The sequence below is a fragment of the Acinetobacter sp. FDAARGOS_494 genome, assembly GCF_003812225.1.
GTDB classification, from domain to species: domain Bacteria; phylum Pseudomonadota; class Gammaproteobacteria; order Pseudomonadales; family Moraxellaceae; genus Acinetobacter; species Acinetobacter baumannii.
In genome coordinates this window covers 1640013-1659031 of sequence record NZ_CP033866.1, presented here as the reverse complement: position 1 = coordinate 1659031, position 19019 = coordinate 1640013, and the positions used below count along the sequence as shown (strand labels likewise).

At 40.8% G+C, this 19019-nt stretch carries 12 protein-coding genes, 2 tRNA genes and 3 rRNA genes; 12 read left to right on the top strand and 5 right to left on the bottom strand.

Annotated elements, in window-relative coordinates; translation table 11 throughout:
* The first annotated feature begins 8 nt into the window (after nucleotides 1-8).
* Nucleotides 9-401: a cytochrome b562 gene (gene cybC, locus EG365_RS08030; protein WP_000987631.1), complete on the top strand. Its 393-nt coding sequence runs from the start codon at nucleotides 9-11 to the stop codon at nucleotides 399-401.
* Nucleotides 402-486: 85 nt separating this feature from the next.
* Here the strand turns inward: cybC and EG365_RS08025 are convergent, their stop codons facing one another.
* Nucleotides 487-1044: a VTT domain-containing protein gene (locus tag EG365_RS08025; RefSeq protein ID WP_001009202.1), complete on the bottom strand. Its 558-nt coding sequence runs from the start codon at nucleotides 1042-1044 to the stop codon at nucleotides 487-489.
* Nucleotides 1045-1295: 251 nt separating this feature from the next.
* Nucleotides 1296-3227 (bottom strand): ATP-binding cassette domain-containing protein, encoded by a 1932-nt coding sequence (locus EG365_RS08020; RefSeq protein ID WP_000613969.1) that lies wholly within the window; start codon nucleotides 3225-3227, stop codon nucleotides 1296-1298.
* 256 nt (nucleotides 3228-3483) lie between these two features.
* Between EG365_RS08020 and EG365_RS08015 the strand changes: the two genes are divergently transcribed.
* The 4 genes from EG365_RS08015 to erpA all read left to right on the top strand — a co-directional run bounded on the left by EG365_RS08015 (nucleotide 3484) and on the right by erpA (nucleotide 7558).
* On the top strand, nucleotides 3484-4488 hold the full coding sequence (locus tag EG365_RS08015; RefSeq protein ID WP_000746542.1) for a putative solute-binding protein: 1005 nt from the start codon (nucleotides 3484-3486) through the stop codon (nucleotides 4486-4488).
* Between the two features lie 255 nt (nucleotides 4489-4743).
* Nucleotides 4744-5751, top strand: a complete 1008-nt coding sequence (locus EG365_RS08010) for a putative solute-binding protein (RefSeq protein ID WP_000724999.1) — start codon at nucleotides 4744-4746, stop codon at nucleotides 5749-5751.
* A 342-nt stretch (nucleotides 5752-6093) separates the two neighbouring features.
* Nucleotides 6094-7098 (top strand): putative solute-binding protein, encoded by a 1005-nt coding sequence (locus tag EG365_RS08005; RefSeq protein ID WP_001212536.1) that lies wholly within the window; start codon nucleotides 6094-6096, stop codon nucleotides 7096-7098.
* Nucleotides 7099-7222: 124 nt separating this feature from the next.
* Entirely contained in the window at nucleotides 7223-7558 is a 336-nt protein-coding gene (gene erpA / locus EG365_RS08000; RefSeq protein WP_000993572.1) for an iron-sulfur cluster insertion protein ErpA, read from the top strand.
* Nucleotides 7559-7613: 55 nt separating this feature from the next.
* Here erpA and EG365_RS07995 read toward each other — a convergent pair whose 3' ends face one another.
* Both EG365_RS07995 and EG365_RS07990 read right to left on the bottom strand, forming a co-directional pair.
* Nucleotides 7614-8459 carry an alpha/beta fold hydrolase gene (locus EG365_RS07995; RefSeq protein WP_000366401.1) on the bottom strand — a complete coding sequence of 282 codons (846 nt, stop codon included), beginning with the start codon at nucleotides 8457-8459 and terminating at the stop codon, nucleotides 7614-7616.
* A gap of 127 nt (nucleotides 8460-8586) precedes the next feature.
* Nucleotides 8587-9714 (bottom strand): anhydro-N-acetylmuramic acid kinase, encoded by a 1128-nt coding sequence (locus tag EG365_RS07990; protein WP_001274581.1) that lies wholly within the window; start codon nucleotides 9712-9714, stop codon nucleotides 8587-8589.
* A 61-nt stretch (nucleotides 9715-9775) separates the two neighbouring features.
* Between EG365_RS07990 and tyrS the strand changes: the two genes are divergently transcribed.
* From tyrS to EG365_RS07950, 7 genes are all read left to right on the top strand, one after another.
* Complete coding sequence (tyrS, locus tag EG365_RS07985; protein ID WP_000335558.1) at nucleotides 9776-11008, top strand: tyrosine--tRNA ligase; 1233 nt, start codon at nucleotides 9776-9778, stop codon at nucleotides 11006-11008.
* Between the two features lie 913 nt (nucleotides 11009-11921).
* Nucleotides 11922-13457 (top strand): 16S ribosomal RNA (locus EG365_RS07975).
* A gap of 59 nt (nucleotides 13458-13516) precedes the next feature.
* Nucleotides 13517-13593 (top strand) — tRNA-Ile (locus EG365_RS07970).
* Nucleotides 13594-13648: 55 nt separating this feature from the next.
* Nucleotides 13649-13724: transfer RNA gene (locus EG365_RS07965), tRNA-Ala, on the top strand.
* Between the two features lie 340 nt (nucleotides 13725-14064).
* Nucleotides 14065-16956, top strand: a 23S ribosomal RNA gene (locus EG365_RS07960).
* A gap of 185 nt (nucleotides 16957-17141) precedes the next feature.
* A 5S ribosomal RNA gene (gene rrf / locus EG365_RS07955) occupies nucleotides 17142-17256 on the top strand.
* Together the 16S, 23S and 5S rRNA genes with 2 tRNA genes alongside form the textbook arrangement of a ribosomal RNA operon.
* Before the next feature lie 140 nt (nucleotides 17257-17396).
* Nucleotides 17397-17996: a glutathione S-transferase family protein gene (locus EG365_RS07950; protein ID WP_000587879.1), complete on the top strand. Its 600-nt coding sequence runs from the start codon at nucleotides 17397-17399 to the stop codon at nucleotides 17994-17996.
* Nucleotides 17997-18054: 58 nt separating this feature from the next.
* Here EG365_RS07950 and EG365_RS07945 read toward each other — a convergent pair whose 3' ends face one another.
* A complete protein-coding gene (locus tag EG365_RS07945; protein WP_000698059.1) occupies nucleotides 18055-18747 on the bottom strand; it encodes a TIGR04219 family outer membrane beta-barrel protein in 693 nt (230 codons plus the stop codon).
* Between the last annotated feature and the right edge of the window lie 272 nt (nucleotides 18748-19019).

Below are 19019 nucleotides of genomic sequence, written 5' to 3'. Positions count from 1 at the left end.
GAGAGAAGATGATGAGTCAAAAAATTCTAGCAAGTATGCTGATTTCATGTGCGGCTTTAGTGAGTCATTCTGCATTTGCAGCAGACTTGGAAGCCGACATGAAAACTTTAGCGAAGAGCACTAAAGCCTTTGCTGAAGCAAAAGATATCGATAACGCTAAACAGCAGCTTGTGATTATGCGTCAGGCAGCATTATCTTCAAAATTATCTTTACCTCATAAGTTGGAAGGTTTACCCCCTGAAAATGTACAGGTAAAAGAGTACCAAGCGGGTTTAGATCAGTTGGTTGCTGAAATTGATCGGGTTACGGTTTTTGTTGATAAGGGACAATTGGACCAAGCCAAAGCTGAAGCAATTAATCTGGTAAATATTCGTAATGAAAACCACAAAAAGTTTAGATAAAGTTACTTTGATCTAAATCAAATAAAGGGAATGATTAATTCATTCCCTTTATTTTTAGCTATATAAATTTATTTAACCAAACTTATTAATTTTCAACAAAATCTGTAACTTGAATGAGTGCATGGCCAAATAGGTAGCCAGCCGTTAAAAGGATGCAGATCCACAAAATAGCTCCTGCCACATTGTAAATCAAAAATTTTCCATAGCTCATATTGCTTGAGCCGGCAGCGAGGGGTGCAAAAGAACGTGCGAAAGGAATAAAACGTGCTAAAAGAATAGTTTTACCGCCATGTTGCAAGAAATAGCGGTTCGTTTTATTCAAATATTCTTTTTTAATAAAACGTGATTTTGCTTCAAAAATACGGTTTCCAAAATGGCGGCCAATAGAATAATTGACGATATAGCCTAATGTTGCTGCAACGGTGAGCAGAGTAATCATATAACCAAGATGCATCAGTTCAACCACCGAGCACAGTGCACCTACAGTTAAAAGTAAGCTATCTCCAGGTAAAAAGAACATAAACACAAAAGCAGTTTCAGAAAAAATAATCAAAAAGAGTATGGCATAAACCCATGCACCATACTCCTGAATCAAAATAGGTAAAAATTGTTCAAAATTAGTAATAAAATCAATAAAATTCATTCAGTTTGTCTGATCCCGAATTAAATACCTACTCAAGAAGGGTAAAAACGAAGTTACAGAATTTAGTTAAATTATCTGTGTATGGCAACCCTTAAGATGTAGCTTAAGTTTTATATGTTATCAAATTTGAATCTATCTCAAAAATTTAACAGCTGAATGAAACTTTATTAGAGATCGTTCATATTTTTATAAGCTAATAAAAAATAAAAGCCAGTACAGATACTTAAATATACGAATACTGGCCAAGATATTTAGTTTTCAAATGAGGCTTCCATTTCCTCAAGTTCCATCATGAGTTCTAAGAGTTGCTCTTCATATTGTTCAAGCTTAGCTTTGAGTTCGGTTTGCTCATTCATCAGTTTAAGCAAATCGTCCTTACGATTAGCTTCATATAGTGAAGTATCTGCTAAAGCTTCTTCGATTTGAGCAAGACGTGGCTGAAGCTTTTCAATTTGAGATTCAACCTTTTCAATATTTTTACGGATTGGTCGAGTTTGTTCACGACGGCGAGCTGCTTCTTTACGCTGTGCTTCTTTATCGACTTTAGCGGGAGCTGGAGCGGCAGAAGATGAATTATTTTGTGCTACAGCAGTCTGAGCATTGATTTGTTGCTGGCGTGCTTCACGTAGCCATTTAGCATAATCCTGCAAATCACCTTCAAACTCGGTACATTTGCCACCGTGTACCAAAAGGAGTTCATCACAAACGCTGGCAATAAGTTGACGTTCGTGAGAAACCAGAACAACTGCACCCTCAAAATCTTGTAAGGCCATACTAAGCGCATGACGCATATCAAGGTCTAAGTGGTTCGTTGGTTCATCCAGAATTAAAACATTTGGGCGCTGCCATACAATGAGTGCTAAGGCCAAACGAGCGCGCTCACCCCCAGAGAAGCTTTCACATGGAGTATCCATGCGTTCGCCACTAAAGCCAAAACTACCTAAAAAAGAACGTAATGTTGCTTCACTAATTTGTTTATCGGCTATCCGGGCGAGTTGAAGCATTGGGCTGGCTTGACCATCTAAAGCGTCCATTTGGTGCTGTGCAAAGTAACCAATGTTAAGTAGCTCGGAAGCTTTACGTTCACCTGCCAGTAATGGTAAATCTCCCACCAAGCTTTTAATCAATGTTGATTTACCTGCACCATTCATACCAAGCAGACCAATACGCGAGTTTGGCGTAATTTGAAGTTTAATTTTTTCAGCAATTTTTTTATCGCCATAACCTATGCTGGCATTTTCTAGGGTCAGCAACGGTGAACTCATTTTGGTAGGTTCACGGAAACTAAAAGTAAACGGTGTATCTACATGAGCAGGTGCAAGTTGCTGCATGCGTTCAAGTTGCTTAATACGACTTTGTGCCTGACGAGCTTTAGTGGCTTTAGCCTTAAAGCGATCAATGAACTTTTGTAAATGAGCACGGGCTTCTTGCTGTTTTTCAAAAGCTTGTTGTTGTTGTGCTAAACGTTCACTTCGAGTGGTCTCAAATATGGAGTAGTTACCCGTGTAAAGAGTAAGTTCCTGATTCTCAATATGAAGAATATGGTCTGTAATTGCATCTAAGAAATCTCGGTCATGCGAGATTAAAATGAGGGTGCCCTCATAAGCTTTGAGCCAATCTTCTAACCATAAAATTGCATCCAAATCTAAGTGGTTAGTTGGCTCATCCAATAAGAGTAAGTCAGAACGACTCATCAATGTACGCGCCAAATTCAGACGCATACGCCATCCACCAGAAAAACTAGCAACGTTTAAACGTAATTGATGTTCTAGAAACCCTAAGCCAGCCATCAGCTGAGCTGCTTTAGATGGCGCAGAATAACCATGAATTTCATCAAAACGGCCATGTAATTTAGCCAAATCCGAGTCAGTTAATTGTTCTGGTTGAGCAAGTTTATTTTGAATATCCCAATATTCTTCATCACCAGAAAGGACAAAGTCGATAGCAGGCATGTCTAGGGCTTTAACTTCTTGCGCCATATGCGCCACAGTCCATACAGAAGGGCGAGTAAGCGAGCCTTCATCTGCTCCTAAGCTACCGAGTAATGCTGCAAATAGTGTTGATTTACCTGCACCATTGACCCCAGTCAGACCAATCTTCCAACCTGGGTGTAATTGCATAGACGCTTTTTGAAATAGAACACGTCCACCGCGGCGTAAAGAAACTTGGTCAAATTGAATCATCTTGTCTTATTGAGGTGAGTTAGGGATGCTGTATTTTAAAGAGAACTGATCATGAAGACAAAACTTTCGGAGTTTTAGTTTATAAATACTGAGATTGCATGGTTTCACTGATCCCGATTAAAGCTATTCGTCTGAAAATATCCAAATTTTGAGCAAGATAGGCCACATTTAGAAAAATATGGCTAAAATAAAAACAATTTAAAACTTGGTTGATAAATGAGCTACTAACTAATAAAACTAGACTAAGGAAAGTCAAATGAAAAAAAGATTGGGGATAGTAAGTGCAGTCATTTGCTGTGCTATGGGGACAACACACGCGGGGCAAAACGTATGTGTATTCGATTTATTGGGTAAATCAGGTGAATCCTACAAAATGATGGAAGAATGGGCACTTGCGGCAAAAAGTTGGCAAGCGGACATTACATTAATTCCATTTCAAGATGAAGCTCTAGTAGATCGTAGGCTGCGTGAGGGTAAATGCGATGCAGCTTATATGACTTCAATGCGAGCACGAAACTACAATAAATTTGCAGGCTCGATTGATGCGATTGGCGGGGTGACAAGTAATGCTATTGCTCAAAAGGCGATTAGTTACGTTTTGGATCAACGTAATAAACATCGCATGCTAACCACACAAAATGGAACAAACTATGAGGTGGTTGGAATTGTCCAGATTGGACTAGCATACTTATTTGTAAGAGATAGAAACCTCAACTCAATTGAGAAAGTACGTGGGACTAAGTTTGCTATTTTGCAATATGACGCAGCCCAGAAAATTATGGTTGAAAGTGTAGGTGCCCAGCCTATTCCTTCTGAGATTACCGATTTTGTGAAAAAGTTTAATAGTGGCCAAGTCGAGGCAATTGCTGCACCTGCTTATGCTTATAAACCTTTAGAAATTGGTAAGGGGATTGGAGCAAATGGAGCTATGTTTACTTTTCCTGTGGTGAACGTCACAGGGGATTTAATTGCAAGAAGTGATAAGTTTCCGGCCAATTTTGGAATGAAGTCTCGTGAATGGTTTATTAAACAGTTGCCACAGAACTTCGCAATGGTAAAACGGTTAGAAACCGGGATTCCTCCTAAAATTAAATTAAATTTTTCAGCCGAAGATAAGTTGAAATATCAGAAAATATTACGTGAAGGTCGCCTTGGCTTAACAAAACAAGGTGTATATGACGCGACAATGATGAGTGTACTCAAGCGCGCACGATGCACCATTGAACGGACAAATTTTGAATGTACGCTTACTGGAGAGTAGTTTGTTTTTTAATCACAAAAACCCTACAGATATTTCAAAGCTGAATATGGGTATGAAAATTGTGAATATAAAAAATAACTTACGGAAAATTAGCGATTTTTTATTTTAATAAATAATTTAAATCGAACAAACAATGGTTCAATGAGATAAAAATATTTGAGTAAAAGCTCTATTTTTTTCTAAAAAACATGATTAATATCTGTGTTTGAAAGGAAACTTCAAACAAAAAATCTGTTCCGTGGAAGGATGAAGAAAATGAAAAAAATCGTACTTGCTATGGCTGCCGCTTCTGTTGTTGGTTTTTCTGCTTCAGCGCAAGCAGCGAGTACCGTGTGTGTATTCGACCTCTTAGGAAAAGCAGGCGACTCATATAAAATGATGGAAGAATGGGCTCTAGCTGCAAAAGGCTGGGGTACTGAAATTAACTTAGTTCCTCGTCAGGACGAGGCTGTTGCAGATAATGATTTCAAAGCTGGTAAATGTGATGCCGTAGCAATGACAGCTATGCGTGCTCGCCAATATAACAAATTTGCCGGATCAATCGACTCGCTTGGTGGCGTTCCTAATAACCAAATTGCACAACGTGCTATTACTTATGTATTAGATGCACGTAATGCTGCAAAAATGACAACTAACCTTGGTGGTAAAAAATACGAAGTTGCTGGTATCTCTCCGTTAGGTTCAGCGTTCATTTTCGTACGTGATAAAAACATCAACTCAGTTGAAAAAGCTGCTGGTAAAAAATTCGCTGTGTTAGGTTATGACGATGCACAAAAAATTATGGTGCAGCGCGTAGGTGCTCAGGCAGTTCTTTCTGATATTTCAAACTTTGCTGCTAAATTTAATAATGGTCAGGTAGATATGGTAGGTGCGCCTGCTTATGCTTACAAACCATTAGAATTGAACAAAGGTTTGGGTGCAAACGGTGTAATGTGGAACTTCCCAGTATTACATGTAACGGCTGATTTAGTATTGCGTGCTGATAAATTCCCAGCAGGCTTTGGTCAAAAGTCTCGTGATTGGTTCGTAAAACAATTACCAAAAAGCTTTGCAATGATTAACCGTTTAGAAGCACAAATTCCAGGTAAATATAAAATGAACCTAAGTGCTGAAGACAAACTGAAATATCAAAAAATGTTACGTGATGGCCGTATGGATTTAACTAAACGCGGTATTTACGATGCAGGTATGATGTCTGTATTGAAAAAAGCACGTTGTTCTGTAGACAAAGCTAACTTTGAATGTTCAATGCCTGGTGAATAATTCATGTTGAACTTAAAAGCCTAGATTTATTCTAGGCTTTTTTGCTTTCTATAGGCTGTCAATTCAGCCATTGTGATTCATTAAAAAGACGCTAATCTAAATTGAGGATAAAACTTCATCTGGATATATGAAGATATTAGAAAATAGAACAAGGAAGTGAGTCATTAAAAGAGCTAAGGGAATTTAACTCGTTATTTTTTATTGAGCTCGGATAAACAGAATTGATCATAAAAATATCTAAATTGTGAATCTTAGATGAAGCATATCTCATGAGAATCATGCCAACCAGCGTGAAATTTCTTGATGCCAAAAACAAAAAATTTACAAGGAAAGGAAAAGAATATGCGATTTTCCAAAACGCTTTTACTTGCGATGGGACTCACAACAATTTCATTTGCAGCCGAGGCCAAACAAACCATATGTGTTTTTGACTTTGTTGGTAAAAATGGCGATGTCTATGCACTCATGAAGGACTATCAGCTTGCAGCGAAAAACTGGGGAGCTGATATCGAACTAAAAGTAAACCAGAATGAAGCAGTGATTGCTGAAGATTTTAAAGCGGGCAAATGTGATGGTATTAGTGTATCAGGCATGCGCGGACGTCAATTCAACTCATTTACGGGATCATTAGATGCAATTGGTGCGATTCCAGATCTCAAACTTGCTGTTAAAGTCATGCAAGGTTTAGCAAGCCAAACCTTTAGTAAATATATGGTCAATGGCCGCTATGAGGTAGTAGGTGTTATTCCGGTAGGAGATGCTTACCTTTTAGTAAACGACCGTAGTATTAATACCGTAGCGAAAGCTGCGGGTAAAAAAATCGCCGTATTAGACTACGATGAAGCACAAAAAATCATGGTTCAGCAGGTGGGTGCTCAGGCAGTGAGTGCAGATGTGACTAACTTCGGGGCCAAATTTAATAACCATCAGGTCGATATTATTGGTGCGCCAGCAGCAGCGTTTAAACCTTTAGAGTTGCAAAAAGGCTTAGGTACAAAAGGGGCAATTGTAAACTATCCAATCTTACAGGTGACCGGAAATATTATTATTCGTCCAGACAAATTCCCAGCTGGTTTTGGTCAGAAATCTAGAGAGTGGGTGGCTGGTCAGTTACCGCGTGCTTTTACTATCTTGGGTAAAATGAAAGCGGATATTCCGCAAAAATATTGGATGGAAGTACCAGCTGCCGATAAACCGGGTTACCAAAAGCTCATGCGTGAGTCTCGAATTAACCTTACACAACGCGGTGTTTATGATAAACGGATGATGAAACTATTATGGCAATTCCGTTGTAAGCAAGACGCGAAAAACTTTGAATGTGGCTTACAAGATGAGAATTACAAATAATCTTGATAAAAATACTCAAGATTCGCTTTAAACTTCGAAGACAGACCCTATATTGATTATGCTATACTCAATATAGGGTCTTTTTTATTTTGAAAGGCACAGCAAAATCCGAGGAACAATCATCATGAATGCCCAAGCTCTAGTTTTGACAGATAATGCTGCCAATAAGGTACGCCAACTCCGTGATAGTGAAGGGAATGACGATCTCATGTTACGTGTATATGTAACCGGAGGCGGGTGTTCAGGGTTTTCATACGGCTTCAATTTCGCCGAAAGCGTAAATGAAGATGATGCTGAATTTGTAAATGGCGACGTAAAGATGCTGGTTGACTCGCTCAGCTATCAATATTTAGTTGGCTCAGTGGTTGATTATGTTGAAGGCCTTGAAGGTTCACGCTTTATTGTGCAGAACCCGAATGCGACAACAACCTGTGGTTGTGGTTCTTCATTCTCAATTTAAAAAGAATTTTAAATAAAAAAACCTCTCATTATAGAGAGGTTTTTTATTTATAAGATTATGCTTGATCATGTATAGATTCTAAAAAGCATTGTACGAGTTCAGGTGCATTTTGATAAGGAATCCAATGAGAGGCATCCATAAAAATAGCCTTATAATTATTTTTAAAATAACCTGAATTTAACTTGGCACTTTTTTCTGTTACTGCAATATCATGCTTACCCCAAATAAAAAGAGTGGGAACGTCTATTGCTTTAAAAGGATTTTCAGGCTTTTCCCAAAAAAAGCCACGATACCAGTTTAATGCCGTAGTTAGCCTATTTTCTTTTATAAATTCAGTTTCGAATATTTCAATTTGCTGTTCGGTCATGCCAGATGATTTAAGAAATTTTCTTGCTACTTTAGGCATTTTCTTAAATAAAAGTTCGGGCAAAATAGGAAGCTGAAAAACTGCAAAATAATAAGATTTTAGTAGTTGATTGCTACTTAAGCAGGCTTTTAAAAAAGCAGCTTGATGGGGTACGGAAACTAAAGTGAGATGTTGAATATACTGTGGATACTTCATAGCTACACTAGACGCAATTACAGAACCCCAGTCGTGCCCAATTAAATAAACTGGTTGACCAAGTCCCTTAATAAAAACTGCGACATCTTCAGTTAGTTCACTTAAAGCGTAATGAAAGCGGCTTTGTGGTCTAGCATTTAGACTATAACCACGTTGATGGAGCGCAAATGTTCTAAATTGATGCTGATGTAATAATTCCGAAGTCTGCTCCCAACTATGGGCAGTTTCTGGAAAGCCATGCAATAAAACCACGAGAGGGCCATCTATAGGGCCTGAATCAATGACATCGAATGTCCAAGCCCCACGTGTGTATTGATGAATACGTTTGGTCAGATCCATAAGAACATGCCTTACTTATTTTTGTTGGCATTTATCATGAATTTTTATGACCAATTTAATAACAGCATTTCGGGTCAGGAAATGTGTTATGAGGTCGAATCAGTCCAATTAAATCGAATAAGTAGTTTTATACCGCCGTGATCGTGCCTAAGATTCTAAAATCTGACGCTCCGGTTACCGCAGGTAAATTACCACTTAAACCATTCACAAAACGCATTGCTAACCATGCAAATGCTGTAGCCTCAACCCAAGTAGGGGAGAGCCCTAAAACATCAGTGGTTTGAACTGACCAATTGTGCTTACGTAAGCGCCAACGTAATTGTTCTAACAAATAGGAGTTATAAGCTCCACCTCCACATACATAAACTTCACCTGTTTCCATATTAGAACGATAGATCGCTTTTTGAATGGCACGTACAGTAAGTTTCAATAAGGTAGCTTGAATATTTTCAGGTGTATCTTCTAACTCATCATAAGTTAAATCATTACGCCAATCGATTAACTGATCATCTAACCAGTCAATATTGAAATCTTCACGTCCCGTACTTTTAGGAGGTTCTTTAGAAAAATACTCATGAGCATAAAGACGGTCGAGTAAAGAGCGAATAGGATGACCATAAGCCGCCCAGTCACCATTTTCATCGTATGGATGGCCTGTATGGCGATGGCACCATGCATCCATCAAAATATTGGCAGGTCCAGTATCAAAACCAAAAACGCCGTCTGGATTGTTAGCTGGCAACATACTTACATTGGCAATGCCGCCTAAATTCAAAATCACCCGATGAATACTTGGGTGCTGGAATAATGCCTGATGAAATGCAGGCACTAATGGAGCGCCTTGACCACCTGCTGCCATATCTCTACGACGGAAATCTGAAACGACCGGGATTTGAGTGATCTCAGTAATAATGTTTGGATCGCCAATTTGTAGCGTAAAACCATGCTCTGGACGATGACGAATGGTTTGTCCATGCGACCCAATCGCTTTAATTTGTCTACGATCTAATTGGTGCTTTTCAATGAGAGAATTAATCCCGTGACCAATCATTTTGGCTAGAGCAACATCAGCTTTACCCATGCGGTCAATTTCATTGTCATCGGGTAAAGTTAATGCCATAAGCTCATCACGTAACTCGGGTTCGAATGGAACTGTAAGTGTGGCATGAAGCTGTAGTGGCTCAAATGAAGCCGCAACAATATCCACACCATCCATACTAGTGCCAGTCATTACGCCGATATAGATTGCGCTCATATGCAACTTCCCCTGCAAGACGCTGAAAAAATGTTAGTATATCGCACAAATTGAATAACTGATGTGTTTAGGTTTTGTGATGTCAAATTTCTTGCCCGCCGAAGAACAGCTTGCCCTCATCCAACGAGGCACGCACGAAATTATTTCAGAAGAAGATTTACTGAAAAAGCTTAAAGAGAATCGTCCTCTTAAAATTAAAGCTGGTTTTGACCCTACAGCTCCAGATTTACATTTAGGACATACGGTTCTTATTAACAAACTAAAAACGTTTCAAGATTTGGGTCATGAAGTTACTTTCTTGATTGGCGACTATACAGCCATGATTGGTGACCCAACGGGTAAAAGTGCAACTCGTCCGCCGTTATCACGCGAACAAGTTGAAGCTAACGCTAAAACTTATCAAGAACAAGTTTTCAAAATCTTAGATCCGAATAAGACAAAAGTACGTTTTAATTCAGAGTGGTTTAACCAAAAGTCTGCTGCGGATCTTATTCAGTTGGCAAGCCAGCAAACAGTATCACGTATGTTAGAGCGTGATGACTTCACTAAGCGTTATAACAATCATCAGCCAATTGCAATTCATGAGTTCTTATATCCTTTAGTTCAAGGCTATGACTCTATCGCACTTGAAGCAGACGTTGAGTTAGGTGGTACAGACCAAACCTTTAACTTACTTATGGGCCGTACATTACAAAGCCGTTATGGCCAAGAATCACAAGTATGTATCACTGTACCAATTCTAGAAGGTTTAGATGGCGTAAATAAAATGTCTAAATCTTTAGGTAACTATATTGGTGTTTTTGATGCGCCAGGTGCAATGTACCAAAAAGTATTATCAATGCCTGACTCTTTAATCGAACGTTATTTCGATTTATTAAGTTTTAAATCTCTAGATGAGATCAAAGCTTTATTAGATGAAATCGCGGCTGGTCGTAATCCACAAGAAGTAAAACGTATTCTTGCACTCGAGTTGGTTGAACGCTTCCATGATGCTGAAGCTGCTGCTAATGCTCATAAGAGTGCTGGTAACCGTATTACAGAAGGTGAGGTGCCGGCAGATACTCCTGAAGTAACTATTTCACGTGGTGAGTTTGGTGGTGAAATCTTTATTGCCACGATTCTTCGCGTAGCAGGATTAAATCCAAATGCAGCAGCTGCAAAAGATGCTGTTGCACGCGGTGCAGTAAAAGTAGACTGGAATGTAGTAGATGCAAGTTTCTCTGTAAAAGAAAACGGGACTTTCATTATTCAGTCTGGGAAAAAAGCAATTGCACGTGTAACTTTCACTGACTAAAAGTTATGTAGTGATAGAAAAGCAGGAGTAATCCTGCTTTTTTTATTTCAGAACCATAAAACCAATTAAGCGTTCCACGTGGAACCATCTAAGTATTATTAAGAATAAAATAAATTAAAAAATAAGAAGAAATATAAAGTGAGGGTAGAGTATTTACTCTAATATTTCTTTGGATTCTTTGGATTCTTTGGATTCTTTGGATTCTTTGGATTCTTTGGATTCTTTGGATTCTTTGGATTCTTTGGATTCTTTGGATTCTTTGGATTCTTTGGATTCTTTGGATTCTTTGGATTCTTTGGATTCTTTGGATTCTTTGGATTCTTTGGATTAAAAAGCTTATAGAGGAATAAAAACCATATAAAAGACTCCCTAACTTCAAAATGATTATATAGCTAAAGATAAAAACCAATAAAAAAATAGCAAAAATGCCTAAAAAAAAGCCATATATATCACTTTTTTCGCAAAATAGTAGAAAAAAACGGCACTCAAGTGAAAAAGGGATAAATACCCCTTGCAAAGGGAATGAGATGGTCTATAATGCACATCCATCGGCGGTGATGCAGATAGAAACTTGTTGAAAAACAGTTACTTGTGATTAGGTTGATTGCTTTAAGTGATGAATTTGATGATGAGATGGTTTAGAGAATAAGTTTTAAAAATATCGAAATTACCTGTTGACTTTTAAGAGATTAAGAGTAATATAGCCGGCCTAGCTTGCTGGTGACGAACCAGTAAGAAGATCATTAAGAGAATTGAAGAACAACTTGTGTGGATTTTTACTGATTGATTAATCGAAATAATTTTCATTGATTGATTGGTTTAAATTACTCGAAGTTTATTTGAGCGAAATTTAAGTCAGTAATTGATGAGCCAGAATTGGCACCTTGTCTATAAATAAGGTGCAAAATGATTTTAACTGAAGAGTTTGATCATGGCTCAGATTGAACGCTGGCGGCAGGCTTAACACATGCAAGTCGAGCGGGGGAAGGTAGCTTGCTACTGGACCTAGCGGCGGACGGGTGAGTAATGCTTAGGAATCTGCCTATTAGTGGGGGACAACATCTCGAAAGGGATGCTAATACCGCATACGTCCTACGGGAGAAAGCAGGGGATCTTCGGACCTTGCGCTAATAGATGAGCCTAAGTCGGATTAGCTAGTTGGTGGGGTAAAGGCCTACCAAGGCGACGATCTGTAGCGGGTCTGAGAGGATGATCCGCCACACTGGGACTGAGACACGGCCCAGACTCCTACGGGAGGCAGCAGTGGGGAATATTGGACAATGGGGGAACCCTGATCCAGCCATGCCGCGTGTGTGAAGAAGGCCTTATGGTTGTAAAGCACTTTAAGCGAGGAGGAGGCTACTTTAGTTAATACCTAGAGATAGTGGACGTTACTCGCAGAATAAGCACCGGCTAACTCTGTGCCAGCAGCCGCGGTAATACAGAGGGTGCGAGCGTTAATCGGATTTACTGGGCGTAAAGCGTGCGTAGGCGGCTTATTAAGTCGGATGTGAAATCCCCGAGCTTAACTTGGGAATTGCATTCGATACTGGTGAGCTAGAGTATGGGAGAGGATGGTAGAATTCCAGGTGTAGCGGTGAAATGCGTAGAGATCTGGAGGAATACCGATGGCGAAGGCAGCCATCTGGCCTAATACTGACGCTGAGGTACGAAAGCATGGGGAGCAAACAGGATTAGATACCCTGGTAGTCCATGCCGTAAACGATGTCTACTAGCCGTTGGGGCCTTTGAGGCTTTAGTGGCGCAGCTAACGCGATAAGTAGACCGCCTGGGGAGTACGGTCGCAAGACTAAAACTCAAATGAATTGACGGGGGCCCGCACAAGCGGTGGAGCATGTGGTTTAATTCGATGCAACGCGAAGAACCTTACCTGGCCTTGACATACTAGAAACTTTCCAGAGATGGATTGGTGCCTTCGGGAATCTAGATACAGGTGCTGCATGGCTGTCGTCAGCTCGTGTCGTGAGATGTTGGGTTAAGTCCCGCAACGAGCGCAACCCTTTTCCTTACTTGCCAGCATTTCGGATGGGAACTTTAAGGATACTGCCAGTGACAAACTGGAGGAAGGCGGGGACGACGTCAAGTCATCATGGCCCTTACGGCCAGGGCTACACACGTGCTACAATGGTCGGTACAAAGGGTTGCTACACAGCGATGTGATGCTAATCTCAAAAAGCCGATCGTAGTCCGGATTGGAGTCTGCAACTCGACTCCATGAAGTCGGAATCGCTAGTAATCGCGGATCAGAATGCCGCGGTGAATACGTTCCCGGGCCTTGTACACACCGCCCGTCACACCATGGGAGTTTGTTGCACCAGAAGTAGCTAGCCTAACTGCAAAGAGGGCGGTTACCACGGTGTGGCCGATGACTGGGGTGAAGTCGTAACAAGGTAGCCGTAGGGGAACCTGCGGCTGGATCACCTCCTTAACGAAAGATTGACGATTGGTAAGAATCCACAACAAGTTGTTCTTCATAGATGTATCTGAGGGTCTGTAGCTCAGTTGGTTAGAGCACACGCTTGATAAGCGTGGGGTCACAAGTTCAAGTCTTGTCAGACCCACCATGACTTTGACTGGTTGAAGTTATAGATAAAAGATACATGATTGATGATGTAAGCTGGGGACTTAGCTTAGTTGGTAGAGCGCCTGCTTTGCACGCAGGAGGTCAGGAGTTCGACTCTCCTAGTCTCCACCAGAACTTAAGATAAGTTCGGATTACAGAAATTAGTAAATAAAGATTGAGATCTTGGTTTATTAACTTCTGTGATTTCATTATCACGGTAATTAGTGTGATCTGACGAAGACACATTAACTCATTAACAGATTGGCAAAATTGAGTCTGAAATAAATTGTTCACTCAAGAGTTTAGGTTAAGCAATTAATCTAGATGAATTGAGAACTAGCAAATTAACTGAATCAAGCGTTTTGGTATGTGAATTTAGATTGAAGCTGTACGGTGCTTAAGTGCACAGTGCTCTAAACTGAAATGTTGAAGTTACTAACTTGTAGGTAACATCGACTGTTTGGGGTTGTATAGTCAAGTAATTAAGTGCATGTGGTGGATGCCTTGGCAGTCAGAGGCGATGAAAGACGTGATAGCCTGCGAAAAGCTCCGGGGAGGCGGCAAATATCCTTTGATCCGGAGATGTCTGAATGGGGGAACCCACCTACTTTAAGGTAGGTATTGCAACATGAATACATAGTGTTGCAAGGCGAACGAGGGGAAGTGAAACATCTCAGTACCCTTAGGAAAAGAAATCAATTGAGATTCCCTCAGTAGCGGCGAGCGAACGGGGATCAGCCCATTAAGTTATGTGTGTTTTAGTGGAACGCTCTGGGAAGTGCGAACGTAGAGGGTGATATTCCCGTACACGAAAGGGCACACATAATGATGACGAGTAGGGCGAGGCACGTGAAACCTTGTCTGAATATGGGGGACCATCCTCCAAGGCTAAATACTCCTGACTGACCGATAGTGAACCAGTACCGTGAGGGAAAGGCGAAAAGAACCCCTGTGAGGGGAGTGAAATAGATCCTGAAACCGCATGCATACAAGCAGTGGGAGCACCTTCGTGGTGTGACTGCGTACCTTTTGTATAATGGGTCAGCGACTTATATTCAGTAGCGAGGTTAACCGTATAGGGGAGCCGTAGAGAAATCGAGTCTTAATAGGGCGTTTAGTTGCTGGGTATAGACCCGAAACCAGGCGATCTATCCATGAGCAGGTTGAAGGTTGGGTAACACTAACTGGAGGACCGAACCCACTGTCGTTGAAAAGCCAGGGGATGACTTGTGGATAGGGGTGAAAGGCTAATCAAGCCTGGTGATAGCTGGTTCTCCCCGAAAGCTATTTAGGTAGCGCCTCGGACGAATACCATAGGGGGTAGAGCACTGTTTCGGCTAGGGGGTCATCCCGACTTACCAAACCGATGCAAACTCCGAATACCTATGAGTACTATCCGGGAGACAGACTGCGGGTGCTAACGTCCGTAGTCAAGAGGAAAACAATCCAGACCGCCAGCTAAGGCCCCAAAATCATAGTTAAGTGGGAAACGATGTGGGAAGGCATAGACAGCTAGGAGGTTGGCTTAGAAGCAGCCACCCTTTAAAGAAAGCGTAATAGCTCACTAGTCGAGTCGGCCTGCGCGGAAGATGTAACGGGGCTAAAACTATGTGCCGAAGCTGCGGATGTATACTTTGTATACGTGGTAGGGGAGCGTTCTGTAAGCCGATGAAGGTGTGTTGAGAAGCATGCTGGAGGTATCAGAAGTGCGAATGCTGACGTGAGTAACGACAAAACGGGTGAAAAACCCGTTCGCCGAAAGACCAAGGGTTCCAGTCCAACGTTAATCGGGGCTGGGTGAGTCGACCCCTAAGGCGAGGCCGAAAGGCGTAGTCGATGGGAAAATGGTTAATATTCCATTACTTCTGTGTAATGCGATGAGAGGACGGAGAAGGCTAAATCAGCCTGGCGTTGGTTGTCCAGGTGAAAGGATGTAGGCATGTATCTTAGGCAAATCCGGGGTACTCTATGCTGAGATCTGATAGCAAGCTGTACTTGTACAGCGAAGTGGTTGATGCCATGCTTCCAGGAAAAGTCTCTAAGCTTCAGTTACACAGGAATCGTACCCGAAACCGACACAGGTGGTCAGGTCGAGTAGACCAAGGCGCTTGAGAGAACTCTGCTGAAGGAACTAGGCAAAATGGTACCGTAACTTCGGGAGAAGGTACGCTGTTGTTGGTGATGGAACTCGCTTCCTGAGCTGACGACAGCCGCAGAAACCAGGCCGCTGCAACTGTTTATTAAAAACATAGCACTCTGCAAACACGAAAGTGGACGTATAGGGTGTGATGCCTGCCCGGTGCTGGAAGGTTAATTGATGGGGTTAGCGTAAGCGAAGCTCTTGATCGAAGCCCCAGTAAACGGCGGCCGTAACTATAACGGTCCTAAGGTAGCGAAATTCCTTGTCGGGTAAGTTCCGACCTGCACGAATGGCATAATGATGGCGGCGCTGTCTCCAGCAGAGGCTCAGTGAAATCGAAATCGCTGTGAAGATGCAGTGTACCCGCGGCTAGACGGAAAGACCCCGTGAACCTTTACTGCAGCTTGACACTGAACTTTGACCTTACTTGTGTAGGATAGGTGGGAGGCTTTGAAGCTGGAACGCTAGTTCCAGTGGAGCCGTCCTTGAAATACCACCCTGGTAATGTTGAGGTTCTAACTCTGTCCCGTGATCCGGGACGAGGACCGTGTCTGGTGGGTAGTTTGACTGGGGCGGTCTCCTCCTAAAGAGTAACGGAGGAGTACGAAGGTGCGCTCAGCGTGGTCGGAAATCACGCGTAGAGTATAAAGGCAAAAGCGCGCTTAACTGCGAGACCCACAAGTCGAGCAGGTACGAAAGTAGGTCTTAGTGATCCGGTGGTTCTGTATGGAAGGGCCATCGCTCAACGGATAAAAGGTACTCTGGGGATAACAGGCTGATACCGCCCAAGAGTTCATATCGACGGCGGTGTTTGGCACCTCGATGTCGGCTCATCTCATCCTGGGGCTGAAGCAGGTCCCAAGGGTATGGCTGTTCGCCATTTAAAGAGGTACGCGAGCTGGGTTTAGAACGTCGTGAGACAGTTCGGTCCCTATCTACCGTGGGCGCTGGAAATTTGAGAGGATCTGCTCCTAGTACGAGAGGACCAGAGTGGACGAACCTCTGGTGTACCGGTTGTGACGCCAGTCGCATCGCCGGGTAGCTATGTTCGGAAGGGATAACCGCTGAAAGCATCTAAGCGGGAAGCCTACCTCAAGATAAGATTTCCCTAGGACTTTATGTCCTCTAAAGAGCCGTTCGAGACTAGGACGTTGATAGGTTGGATGTGGAAGCATAGTGATATGTGAAGCTGACCAATACTAATTGCTCGTGAGGCTTGACTATACAACACCCAAGCAGTTGTATATGAAGCATCAATCGATTCTTAAATATGCAAGACAACTTGATTTAGTTATACCTCTAGCTAAAATGAACAGATAAAGTAAGATTCAATTCAGCCCAGTCTGTTACAGATTTGGAAAACGCTTCGGCATTAAATAAGACCTAAGCAAGTATCCATAAACAGTTGTGCTGGCGACCATAGCAAGAGTGAACCACCTGATCCCTTCCCGAACTCAGAAGTGAAACCTCTTAGCGCTGATGGTAGTGTGGGATTACCCATGTGAGAGTAAGTCATCGCCAGCTCATTATTCCAAACACCCCAATCTCAAAAGAGGTTGGGGTGTTTTTTTATAGCAGGTAAATCAAAATATTATGGAAGTGTTGTGTTATAAACAATAAGAAAATTATATATTTAAATATGCAGAATAAGGGGGTAAGTACCTATGATAATCTATGGTGATGTAGATTCAGGTAATTGTTATAAAATCAAACTGTTACTATCCCTATTAAATATAAATCATAGATGGATTCATGTTGATATTTTAAATAAAGATACTCAAACAGCAGAGTTTCTATCTTTAAATCCTAATGGGAAAATACCTGTATTAGCTTTAGATGATGGACGGGTTCTAAGTGAGTCTAACGCTATTCTAGGCTACTTGGCTGAGGGAACGGAATTGATTCCTGCAGATCCTTATATGAAGGCAAAAATGTATCAATGGATGTTCTTTGAACAATATAGCCATGAACCATTTATTGCAGTTGCTCGTTTTATTAATAAATATCTAGGTTTACCGCCAGAAAGAATAGAGGAATATCATAAATTACAACCAAAAGGCCATAAAGCGTTATCTATTATGAATAAAGCTTTAGTAGAGCACGACTATCTTGTTGGAAATAAATTTACAATTGCTGATATTGCTTTATATGCATACACGCATGTAGCTGAGGAAGGCGGCTTCGATTTAAAGTTATACCCAAATATTCAAGAATGGTGTCAACGAATTCAAAAATGTCCAAAATATGTGAGTATGGTTGAATAAAAAAGAACTCTTATAGAGTTCTTTTTTATATGGGGAAGATCAAAATTCTGTTTTTAATTTAGAAATGTGCTTCTAAGCCCACATAAGGTCCTTTAAATTCAAATTTAAGGTCATTGTTATCATAATCATCTAAATCGATATTGAGGATACGATAACCAGCTGTTAAGCCTAAATCGATTAATAAATTATCGGCAAACTTATACTTTGCTTCTACTAACGCATCTGTAATTTTTGCATCATCAAAGTTTGTATATGTTGCTTCACCTTTAGCGCTTAACCCTGTAAATGGAAGTTTTACTTCACCTGATAAATAAGCAATCGGATATGTCTTATCAATATCTACACGTTTACCGGTATAGGCAGTAATATCTCCATTTAGTACAGTTGCACCAAGACCTGCATCTACACTGACAATATTATCTAGTAACTCATAGTAGAGAATAAAATCACTATGATCTAAATCAACGTTATAGTTAGCTTGACCCAAAGTTTCTGATTTAGTTTGAGTATCTAAATTAACATAACGAATTTTTGCATTTGGAATAAATGGGATTGGGTGCTCAAAAGCTAATGAAAGTTGAGCACTACCTTTTCGGTCTAGATCTTGATCTTCAAGAGATTGTGAAGACATATTAGCTTTGCCGTCATAAAACCAGTAGCCAACGTCTCCTTTTACGCCTATAAAATCTGCTTGTGCGAATCCGCTAAGACCCATCCCGAGTGCTAAAAAAGACAGTTTTAATATTTTCATCATCAATCCTAAAAAGAAAATCTTTGAACGCATGATATAGATATCTTTGCAGTTATGCATTGATGAAAAATGGTGAATATAAAGCTTCTATATCTTCAATTTTTAATATTCTTTTATTTAATTAATTTTCATATAAAAATTAATTACTTATGGTGATTTGAGTTTTAGAGGTTTTAGTATAAATTTTGTGTAAGGGATCGATAATACTTTGATATTTTACTCATCTATAAATTAGTTGATATATCTACTTTATGAATGGGAATAAAATTTTA

What these genes read in the sequence shown, in the direction of transcription:
- erpA (WP_000993572.1), top strand. Translation starts at nt 7,223, where the DNA reads ATGAATGCCCAAGCTCTAGTTTTGACAGATAATGCTGCCAATAAGGTA.
- EG365_RS08020 (WP_000613969.1), bottom strand. Translation starts at nt 3,227, where the DNA reads ATGATTCAATTTGACCAAGTTTCTTTACGCCGCGGTGGACGTGTTCTA.
- EG365_RS08005 (WP_001212536.1), top strand. Translation starts at nt 6,094, where the DNA reads ATGCGATTTTCCAAAACGCTTTTACTTGCGATGGGACTCACAACAATT.
- cybC (WP_000987631.1), top strand. Translation starts at nt 9, where the DNA reads ATGATGAGTCAAAAAATTCTAGCAAGTATGCTGATTTCATGTGCGGCT.
- tyrS (WP_000335558.1), top strand. Translation starts at nt 9,776, where the DNA reads ATGTGTTTAGGTTTTGTGATGTCAAATTTCTTGCCCGCCGAAGAACAG.
- EG365_RS08010 (WP_000724999.1), top strand. Translation starts at nt 4,744, where the DNA reads ATGAAAAAAATCGTACTTGCTATGGCTGCCGCTTCTGTTGTTGGTTTT.
- EG365_RS07945 (WP_000698059.1), bottom strand. Translation starts at nt 18,747, where the DNA reads ATGAAAATATTAAAACTGTCTTTTTTAGCACTCGGGATGGGTCTTAGC.
- EG365_RS08015 (WP_000746542.1), top strand. Translation starts at nt 3,484, where the DNA reads ATGAAAAAAAGATTGGGGATAGTAAGTGCAGTCATTTGCTGTGCTATG.
- EG365_RS07950 (WP_000587879.1), top strand. Translation starts at nt 17,397, where the DNA reads ATGATAATCTATGGTGATGTAGATTCAGGTAATTGTTATAAAATCAAA.
- EG365_RS08025 (WP_001009202.1), bottom strand. Translation starts at nt 1,044, where the DNA reads ATGAATTTTATTGATTTTATTACTAATTTTGAACAATTTTTACCTATT.
- EG365_RS07990 (WP_001274581.1), bottom strand. Translation starts at nt 9,714, where the DNA reads ATGAGCGCAATCTATATCGGCGTAATGACTGGCACTAGTATGGATGGT.
- EG365_RS07995 (WP_000366401.1), bottom strand. Translation starts at nt 8,459, where the DNA reads ATGGATCTGACCAAACGTATTCATCAATACACACGTGGGGCTTGGACA.